This is a genomic window from Cohnella sp. AR92 (assembly GCF_003990975.1).
GTDB lineage: Bacteria > Bacillota > Bacilli > Paenibacillales > Paenibacillaceae > Cohnella.
In genome coordinates this window covers 24,465-33,447 of record NZ_RZJR01000026.1, presented here as the reverse complement: position 1 = coordinate 33,447, position 8,983 = coordinate 24,465, and the positions used below count along the sequence as shown (strand labels likewise).

General features: G+C 52.4%; 12 protein-coding genes. All 12 read left to right on the top strand.

From position 1 onward, the window contains the following. Positions 1-169: 169 nt before the first annotated feature. The 12 genes from ELR57_RS27095 (at position 170) to ELR57_RS27040 (ending at position 8,981) form a co-directional block, all read left to right on the top strand. On the top strand, positions 170-541 hold the full coding sequence (locus ELR57_RS27095) for a hypothetical protein (RefSeq protein ID WP_126962953.1): 372 nt from the start codon (positions 170-172) through the stop codon (positions 539-541). A gap of 426 nt (positions 542-967) precedes the next feature. After that, complete coding sequence (locus ELR57_RS27090) at positions 968-1,252, top strand: hypothetical protein (protein ID WP_126962952.1); 285 nt, start codon at positions 968-970, stop codon at positions 1,250-1,252. A 22-nt stretch (positions 1,253-1,274) separates the two neighbouring features. Further along, positions 1,275-1,709: a terminase small subunit gene (locus tag ELR57_RS27085; RefSeq protein WP_126962950.1), complete on the top strand. Its 435-nt coding sequence runs from the start codon at positions 1,275-1,277 to the stop codon at positions 1,707-1,709. Then, positions 1,699-3,063 carry a PBSX family phage terminase large subunit gene (locus ELR57_RS27080; RefSeq protein WP_202866433.1) on the top strand — a complete coding sequence of 455 codons (1,365 nt, stop codon included), beginning with the start codon at positions 1,699-1,701 and terminating at the stop codon, positions 3,061-3,063. Before ELR57_RS27085 ends, ELR57_RS27080 begins: the two co-directional genes overlap by 11 nt. After that, positions 3,057-3,278 (top strand): hypothetical protein, encoded by a 222-nt coding sequence (locus ELR57_RS27075; RefSeq protein ID WP_126962946.1) that lies wholly within the window; start codon positions 3,057-3,059, stop codon positions 3,276-3,278. Before ELR57_RS27080 ends, ELR57_RS27075 begins: the two co-directional genes overlap by 7 nt. Further along, positions 3,278-5,098, top strand: coding sequence for a hypothetical protein (locus tag ELR57_RS27070; RefSeq protein ID WP_126962944.1), 1,821 nt, complete (start codon positions 3,278-3,280; stop codon positions 5,096-5,098). The genes ELR57_RS27075 and ELR57_RS27070 overlap by 1 nt, the downstream gene beginning before the upstream one ends. After that, positions 5,095-5,340 (top strand): hypothetical protein, encoded by a 246-nt coding sequence (locus tag ELR57_RS27065; protein WP_126962942.1) that lies wholly within the window; start codon positions 5,095-5,097, stop codon positions 5,338-5,340. The genes ELR57_RS27070 and ELR57_RS27065 overlap by 4 nt, the downstream gene beginning before the upstream one ends. A gap of 4 nt (positions 5,341-5,344) precedes the next feature. Beyond that, on the top strand, positions 5,345-5,743 hold the full coding sequence (locus tag ELR57_RS27060; RefSeq protein WP_126962940.1) for a hypothetical protein: 399 nt from the start codon (positions 5,345-5,347) through the stop codon (positions 5,741-5,743). Between the two features lie 357 nt (positions 5,744-6,100). After that, a complete protein-coding gene (locus ELR57_RS27055; protein ID WP_126962938.1) occupies positions 6,101-6,904 on the top strand; it encodes a hypothetical protein in 804 nt (267 codons plus the stop codon). 31 nt (positions 6,905-6,935) lie between these two features. Beyond that, positions 6,936-7,898: a N4-gp56 family major capsid protein gene (locus ELR57_RS27050; protein ID WP_126962936.1), complete on the top strand. Its 963-nt coding sequence runs from the start codon at positions 6,936-6,938 to the stop codon at positions 7,896-7,898. A gap of 55 nt (positions 7,899-7,953) precedes the next feature. Continuing rightward, positions 7,954-8,346: a hypothetical protein gene (locus ELR57_RS27045; protein WP_126962934.1), complete on the top strand. Its 393-nt coding sequence runs from the start codon at positions 7,954-7,956 to the stop codon at positions 8,344-8,346. 62 nt (positions 8,347-8,408) lie between these two features. Continuing rightward, positions 8,409-8,981 (top strand): phage adaptor protein, encoded by a 573-nt coding sequence (locus ELR57_RS27040; RefSeq protein WP_126962932.1) that lies wholly within the window; start codon positions 8,409-8,411, stop codon positions 8,979-8,981. Positions 8,982-8,983 lie beyond the last annotated feature (2 nt).

Below are 8,983 nucleotides of genomic sequence, written 5' to 3'. Positions count from 1 at the left end.
GAGAGGCAACAACGAGTGCAATCGCGCTTAAAGGCGAAGGAAACACAGTCAGGTGTGTTGTAAAAAGCGTCAAAAAGAAAAATGCCATTCCTACGGTAATAGCCGTAAATGTGCAAGAAKATGTCCTGCGTCATCCGGACGAATACAAGGCGCCGAAGAGAGGTGAAGCATGAACGCCATGCAACTGAACTTCTTTCCCGAGGCAACATCGGAAGAGTTTAAGCTAACCAAAACGCTATTGTCCAAGTATCGTCGGCTGAAGTCGCTCGTAGGCGCGTTGGAGCAAGAAGGGGTAGACACGCTTGCTCCGAAACAGAGAAAGGCTTATACTGCCTACAAGGAAGCGACAGCTAGCATCGAGAGAGCCGTAAGACTGATTCTGGATGAGGAAGTCCGACGAATCATCGAGATGAGGTACATCAAGGGGCAGAAATACGTCGTAACGGTAGCGTACTTCGGGAATATGCACCCGGCTACTGTAGCGAGGAAGATCAACGAGGGAATTGAGTCCGTGGCTAACTCCCTAAAGTACATTGACTGAAAAATGCGACAAACATGCGAGTAAGGCGCGACAAATATGCGAGTTATATCGGGATACAGTTGGATCATAGAGCGAAAGCTCGGGTGATTCCCGCTGTATCCCTTATTATTTGCGGGACCCGGCCATGCGGTGGGTCTGAACGACCTTAGGCGCGAGTCGCCGAGCGTGTGGAGATGGGGACGGGTTCGAAACCCACTATTTTGTATTTTCTTCTGTGGCTCGGAACGTCCGGACTAGAGAAGAGAGTGCAAGCTCTCGAGAGCGACTGGCAATCTCCAAGGAGGTTCGGCGGTCGCTCTTTCTCATTCTCGCAGAGCAAGATCAATATGTTGTGTGCAAACTCATGCGGATCGAGGTGCATGCGAGATTGCCCGTGGCTTCGGCTGCGGGCTTTTCTTTTTGATAAACCGAGAGGCGGAAGGAGATATGGAACTTGAGTTAATCGTTAGAGTAACGGATCACGCCTATGATCAGTATTGCCACCGGGTTGGTTTCATCGGACGAGCGGAGCTTCGCAACCTTATGACAAGCGAGATTGCGGGAGGCAACTATCACAAGGAGGAACAATTCCTTCTCGTTGATGGTGTTTGGTGGGTTCAAGAAGGTGACGACAATACCATGTTGCTTATCACCTGCTACGGCCGTAGTAACTTCGACATTCCAAAGGCGATCAAATGGGCAAGACGTAACAACGACAGAATCAGTCTATAACCAGGAGGCGAGGTGCAATGAGATGAGTCTCCCAGAGAAGCAAAAGCGCTTCGCGGACTTCTTCATCGAATCAGGGAACGCCACCGACGCGTACCTGAAGGCAGGATACAAGGTAAAGAGTGCAGACGTTGCGAAGGCGAATGCTAGCCGGTTGCTTGCAAATGCTAACGTTCGCGCCTACATCGACAGTCTGATCGCCTCAAAGGATGAAGAGAGGATCGCAAAGCAGGATGAGGTCCTAGAGTTCCTGACGAGTGTTCTTCGTGGGAAGGTTCAGGAGCAGATCCCTCTCGGACTTGGAATGGGCGAGCAAACCCTTGTAAAGAAAGAGCTAGATGGTAAGGACCGCATCAAGGCTGCCGAACTCTTAGGCAAGCGGTATGGAATTTGGGCCGATAAGGTAGAACATTCTGGCAACCTGGTTGTGTTCAAGGGAGAGGATGCCCTTGAAGACTGAAGAGATCGACCTTCCTTCAATCGTTGGCAAGGGGTACGGCAAGTTCTGGCGGTCGAAGAAGCGCTATAGAGTCATCAAGGGCGGTCGCGCATCTAAAAAGTCTCGGACGATGGGACTATGGTCCATTTACAATATCATGAAATACCCACTAGCCAATATGGTTGTGGTGCGTAATACGTATAACACCAACAAGGACTCCACTTATGCGGTGCTCAAATGGGCGGCGCGTCGGCTTGGAGTTTTTCATTTGTGGAAGTTCACGGAGAGCCCGTTAGAGGCGAAATACATTCCAACGGGGCAGAAGATCCTCTTTCGAGGGTTTGACGATCCGCTGAAGATAACATCCATTACCGTCGATATTGGCGTTTTATGCTGGGCGTGGATTGAAGAGGCATTCGAGATCGAAAGTGAAGAGAAATTCCGGACCTTCGATGAATCCATCCGTGGAGAACTGCCGCCGGGGTACTTCAAACAAGTGACATTGAGCTTTAACCCTTGGATCAATTCTCATTGGACAAAGACACGCTTCTATGACAATGTCGATCCTTATGCAGACACGTTCACGACCACGTACAAATGCAACGAATGGCTAGACGACGCTGACCGCGCTTTGATCGAAGACTTGGAACGGACGAATCCAGCTCGTTTCAAGGTTGTCGGGCTGGGTGAATATGGCCTTCCAGGCGGAACCTACTTCGAAGAATTCCGGGAGGACGTTCACGTCGTTGAGCCGTTCAGGATCCCGGATCACTGGCAGCGATACCGATTCATGGACTATGGCTTGGACATGCTGGCAGCATATTGGGCGGCGATCGACACACAGGGGAACGCCTACATCTACAAAGAGGTTTACGAGTCCAACCTGATCATCAGCGACGCCGCAAAGCGGATAAAGTCTATTACGAACGAGACTATCAAGCTTACGTACGCTCCACCTGATCTCTGGAACCGGCGACAGGAAACCGGTAAGAGCGCGGAGGACATCTTCCGCGAGAATGGAGTTGTTCTCTCTAAGGCTGGTAATGACCGCGTTCAAGGTTGGCTAAACCTCAAGGAGTGGCTTAAGCCGTTTGAGATAGAGGATGAGCAGACTGGGGAGACGTACAAGACGGCGAGGCTGAAAATCTTCAAGAACTGCGTCAACCTTATCCGAACGCTGCCACAGCTTCAGAGGGATGAGAAGGACCCGAATGATGTTGCGACCGAACCCCACGAGCTGACGCACGCTCCGGACGCTCTTCGGTACTTCTGCGGCATGCGCATGCTGCCGAGCGCTGAGCCCAAGAAAGACAAGAAGACGCCGTTCCCATTCCAAAACGGACAGACGAACCAAGGAGGCTATATGACGTGGTAGACAACATCCTGAAAATAGCCCAAATTCTCAACCTGCCATTTCTTGAGGAAGAAACGATCAGGGACGTGAACAAGATGATCCGCGATCTGATTGGCTCGCTTCCTCGTGATAAACCGGCCGCAGGACTCTCGCCACAGCAGCAGGCAGCGGCGCTTCTCGGTGCGGATACCGTTGGAGAGTGGCTTTACGGACCGAAAGAGGGTGAAACGAGTTAATGGCAAAATCGAAACTGCCGATTGAATCGACGGCGCTTCAGAATACGGTAGACGAACGCGAGAAGGCGGGGGTTAACTACCTCCGAAGTCGCGGATTCTTGGAGAAGTGGCCGGAATACGAACGCTTTAAAGCTGGCGATCAGTGGCCGCCTCAGACGGAGAGGACGAAGCATCTGCCGCGGCCGGTGTTCAACATCATCCGGTATATCCAGAATCACAAAGTCTCTTCGGTGATGAACGAGAACATCAAAATGATATTCACGCCAGAGGAAGCGCCGGATATCCAGACTTCGCCGTCGGCGGGGACAATGCCGAACCCATATCTTCCGCAAGCAGAGCAAGAAGCTGATCTCTCTTCGGTCGCGGCAGACATGTTCACGCGATATTCCGATACTGTTTGGGAGGAAGTCAAGCAGGACGAACTGAACGAGGAAGCGCTCGAAGGCGCGGCGAACATCGGAACGGGGATATGGCATTATTACTGGGATCTCTCGAAGAAAGGCGGTACCGTAAAACCGTATATCGGCGCGATCCGCGGAGAGGTCCTTGATCCGATTAACGTCCATTTCGGCAATCCCCAACAGCGGGACGTGCAGAAACAGCCGTATATTGTGATAACGAGCCGCGAGCAGCTTGACCAGGTACGCAAAGAGGCGGAAGCGAATGGGTTGAGCAAGGATATGGCCGCGCTTATTACCGCCGACAAGGATACCCAGGATGAAGGATACGACGCAGCCAAGGTTGAGATCGACGTTACGAAGAAAGTGACGGTTAAAACGATGTACTGGAAGCAAGACGGCAGCGTTCGATTCTGCCGAGTCGCTTCGAAGCAACTCGTTAAGGCTGAAACGTCAACGGGATTCGAACTCTATCCGATTGCTGTCATGCAGTGGGAGCGCCGGAAGAAATCGATCCATGGCATCGGAGACACCGAGGGGCTGATTCCGAACCAAAAGGGAATTAACTTCTTGATGGCAATGCAGCTTCTGTCCGTGCAGCTCACAGGCTGGCCAAAGATGATCGTCAATCCGAATTTCGTCGACCCGAATTCGATTAACAACGATCCAAGTTTGCCGATTCTGAACAACTCTGGGGACCCAAATGCGAAGGGCGTTGAGTACCTGACGCCTGGACCGGTGTCGAACCTTGCTCAGGGGCTTGTGGAGTCGTTCATGGATTATACGAAGTCGCTTTCCTCCGCACAAGACGCCTCAACGGGAGACATGAGCAGCGGGAATCTGAATGCGACAGCGATCATGCTTCTTCAAAAAGCGGCAGGCGTGCCAATCGAATCGATCAAGAAGCGCTTCTATCGTGCGATGGAGGACGTCGGTCGCATTTGGGAGCAATTCTGGAAGGTGAAATACAACACGACGCGCCGGGTTAACCTGAAGGACGATGAAGATCAGTCATATTCGGAAGAATTCCGAGGGACTGACTATGCTGACGTGAATCTTAACCTGAAGATCGACATTGGACCGAGCTCGACGTATTCCGAGCAGCTCATGATGACCTCCTTGGACAAGCTCTATGACAAGCAAGCCATTGATACCGAGCAGTATTTGGAGTTCGCACCGAAGACGGTTGTTCCGTTCAAGGACCGGCTCCTAAAACAACTCCGAGCGAAGGCAGAGGCGGCCGCACAAAATCCGCAGCCGAATCCAATGGAGATCGAGCAAGCGCGATCACAGCAACAGATGGCGTTGAAGCAACAGGACCACGCTACCGAGATCCGGAAAGAAGAAATCCGAGCCGGGGCGAAGGTGGCCGAAGCGCAGATTAAGCACCAAGCGGCTGTACCTGAAGGTGCGATCAAGTGAGATATTCCGCAGGCGGTATAGTTCGCTGTAATAATTGCAGGACTGCGCTCTATGTAACCGTGGTAGAGATTCAAACTGGAAGTCACGTTAGGCCTGAACAACTCCAGCCGGCAGTCCCAGAGGTTCCTGAACCGAAAAAAGGAGAGAGAATTCCTGATTGCTGGAAGTGCGGTTCGAAAATTGAAGTATGGAAAGTCGAAGAACGGACCGTTGATGAGAAGGTAACGATAAAAGCGAGGTGATTAGATGGGTAAGTGGGGAGGGAATGGCGAATACATCGATTATCGAATGGAGTTAGCAAGCAAAGCATCGCAGCAGTTAATTGGACATAATGCGGTTGCGATACGGAACACTTCTCCGAATGATGTGGATGTCGATGTTTTGCAGATTCCGGGGCTAAAAGCCCTTATCATCAGCAACACAACGGACCAACAAGCAACAGTAATTATTTACGCAAAAGCCTCGAACTACAGTTTTGCGGGGATGGGTGGATCAAAAACCGTAAACGCCGGATCGGCATTTATGTTTTCCGACGCAGATTTCACTGGTTTGCGTATGCCGCTTCAAAAGCTGACAGTTCGTGTATCCTTCGCAACTGCACCGACATCAGGCTCGGTTAGTAGCTTTATCGAGGGATGTGTATAATCATGCCTGCCGAAACTCAAACGGCAATAAGCTGGGCTTTAACGCAGACATGGATCGACTTCGCTGGAAATGAATACCCCATAACGAAATATGATTCACAACCATTGGTCGATAAGGTGTGCGAATATTTTGCGGTACATGAAATCAACTACGATACATTCTCTTATGACAACCTGAGACTGTCGATTGGCAGATCGTAGGATGATGAAGAAAGCCCCGGGGAGGCTTTCCCACAGGGCTTTCGTAATCACTTTAACACAATAAGAAATATCTGTAAATTGGGCTTCCGATGAGACTTCGGAGGCCCTTTGTTTTACCCAAACTTCAGCAAACCATAGCTGATCGGGAGGATTAACGATGTCTGATGAATTGCAAAGCGCCAACCAGAGCGCCGCACCAACTGAAAGCCAAGCGGTTCCCGTTGAAACGTCCGCGCCTGTCGCGTCTGAGACGCCCACCCCGGAGTCGACCACCACATCGACCACGGCAAACGAGCCGAGCGGAATCAAAGTCAAGTTCAACCACGAGGAACGTGTCATCGGGCTTGAGGAAGCCCCGACATGGATTCAAAAGGGAATGAACTATGACAAGCTTCAGGAACGCGCAACCCAGTTTGAACAGCAAGCGAAGCACCTCGACCGCGTTGCGAAATTCTACGGCTTCGAGAAAGCGGAAGAGTATCTTGAAGCACTCAATAAAGCCGAGGAAGAGCAGCGTATCAAGGAAGAGGCCGCGAAGCTTGGCGTTCCGGAAGACTTCATCCGGTCGGAACTCCATCCGCTCAAGGAGAAGATCCAAGCTTTCGAGCAGAAAGAAGAAGAGCTCAAGCTGAAGGAGCTGGAACTTGAGATCGGTGCCGAGATCAGCCGGCTGCGTGAATCTAACCCGGACTTTGACCAGTACGCGGACAAGGTCTTTGAAATGGCAAAGAGCAAGGGTTATCCGCTTGAGCACGCCTTCATCATCGCTTCCCATCAAGATAAGGTCGCAAAGGCTGCGAAGGAAGCGGAGTCGCAGACGATCCGTAACCTACAGCAGAATGCGCAGAGCGCAACCGGTCCACTCGGGGCCGATGCACCCGATCAGAACTCGGGCTACCTTGCTCTATCTCCATCCGAACGGCGTGCGCTGCGTGAGAGGGTCAAACGCGGCGACGTATAAACACTGACCCACAAGAGGAGCTGAATAGCTAATGGCAACCAATGTACAATCGTATAACGCTGGGGCAGGACAGAACGCCTTGACGGCTGAGCAACACACGTATTACCAGGACGCAATGCTGGAGCGTCTGACGCCTGAACTCATCTATATGAACTACGGGCAGAAGAAGAACATCCCGAAGAACAAGGGCGCGGCTACGCAGTTCCGCCGCCTGAACTCGCTTGCCGTATCCACGACGGCACTGACGGAAGGCGTGACGCCTGATGGAGTCGATCTCTCCATCACGCCGCTGACGGCGACGGTCCAGGAATACGGCAACTGGACGAAGATTTCCGAGTTCATCAACCTGACCGGCTTCGACCCGCTGCTGACGGAAGTCTCCGAGCTCATGGGCGAGAACGCTGGGGAGTCGATCGACACGATCGTTCGCGACGTCATTGCCGCGGGCTCCAACGTTGTATACGCGAACGGCAAGGCCGCTCGGAATACGTTGGCTGCCGCCGACAAGATCACGGCTCTGGACATCCTAAAGGTGCGCCGCACGCTGAAGCGCAACAAGGTCAAGAAGATCAAACTGCCGAACGGCAACATGGGCTGGGTGGCGTTCATTCACACGGACGTCGCTACGGACCTCATGACAACGCAAGAATGGAAAGACCAGAACACCTACGTCAACACGAAGAACCGCGAGGAAGGCACGCTCGGTCAGATGTACGGCATCTACTTCATCGAAGTGGACAACGGCGTCAAGTTCACCGGAGCAGGCGCTTCGGGAGCGGACGTATTCGGTACACTGTTCATTGGCCGCGGCGCGTATGGCGTGCCGGACATCGAAGGTTCCAGCAAGCCGGACATCATCGTCCATAAGGCCGGTTCTGGCGGCGTATCTGACCCGCTGAACCAGTTCAACACGATCGCATGGAAGTGCGCGTTCACGGCTGTCCGCCTAAACGAACTCTGCATTGTCCGCTACGAATCCGGCGCAACGGTATAATCAATCATTCTACGGGGAGGGCTAAGGCTCTCCCTTTTCCTTGGAGGGATAACCCATGATCGAACAAAATGAGCAAGAACTGACCGCCGAGCAACAACTCGCCGCTAAGAAGGCAGCAGATAAAGCGGCCAAAGCCGCGGCTAAGGCTGCAGAGCAAGGTGCAAAGACCGAAGCGAACCTGGAGGCAGAGATTCGCAAGCAGGAGAAATCGCTTCGCCAGCAGCTCGATGAGATGCCGAAGGTGACGATTGAGATCCCGATCGACGAGAACAACCCCGATGACGTTGCGGTTGTCGGCTGGAACGGAATCATCTATTCGATTCCTCGCGGCATTGAATTCGAGGTGCCGGTCGTCATCCGTGACATCTGGAAAGAGAGTCACGAGAAGACGAAGGCCGTCAACAAGCGCATCCGGGAGAGCATCAACAAAGAAATCGTCATTATGTAAGTCATATCAAGAGACGGCCGTCCTTCACCGGGCGGCCTTATTGTTTGAGAGGAGCGGACGCCATGAAGCTATCCGAAATCATCAACGAAGTAAACAAGGATATCGACGATGATCTGGACACAGCGGACATCACATCTTGGGTGAATCGCTGCTTGGACGATCTGACTCCATTCGCGAACTACCTGAAGCAAGCGACGGTAAGCCTCGTTGCAGGCCAATCGAATTATCCGAAGCCGGCCGATCTCATTAAGATTGATCAGCTAGTCGACACCTCTCAGGCTGTCCCCTACAAGCTTCGGGAATTGCCTCTAGGCGATTTCATATCGACCGGATACAAGGTCATCGGTTCCGAAATCGTCATCCAGCCCATGCCAAAGCAAGCGAAGGTCTTAACGCTCTTTTATGAGGGAGCCCTGCCGCACCTTTCCACGGCTGACGATGTTCCAGTGATTCGTGCAGATTTCCACGATCTGCTCGTCCTCTACGGCGTCGCGCGTGCGAGATACCAAGACGAAGAAGAAAGCCTGCAAGCCGGCGCGATGACAGAGTACATGAGACGACGGCAGCAGTTTATATACGAGATGAGAAAATCTCCTCTCATTGTCATTCAGGACTTTATGGGAATTGGGTGGTAGCC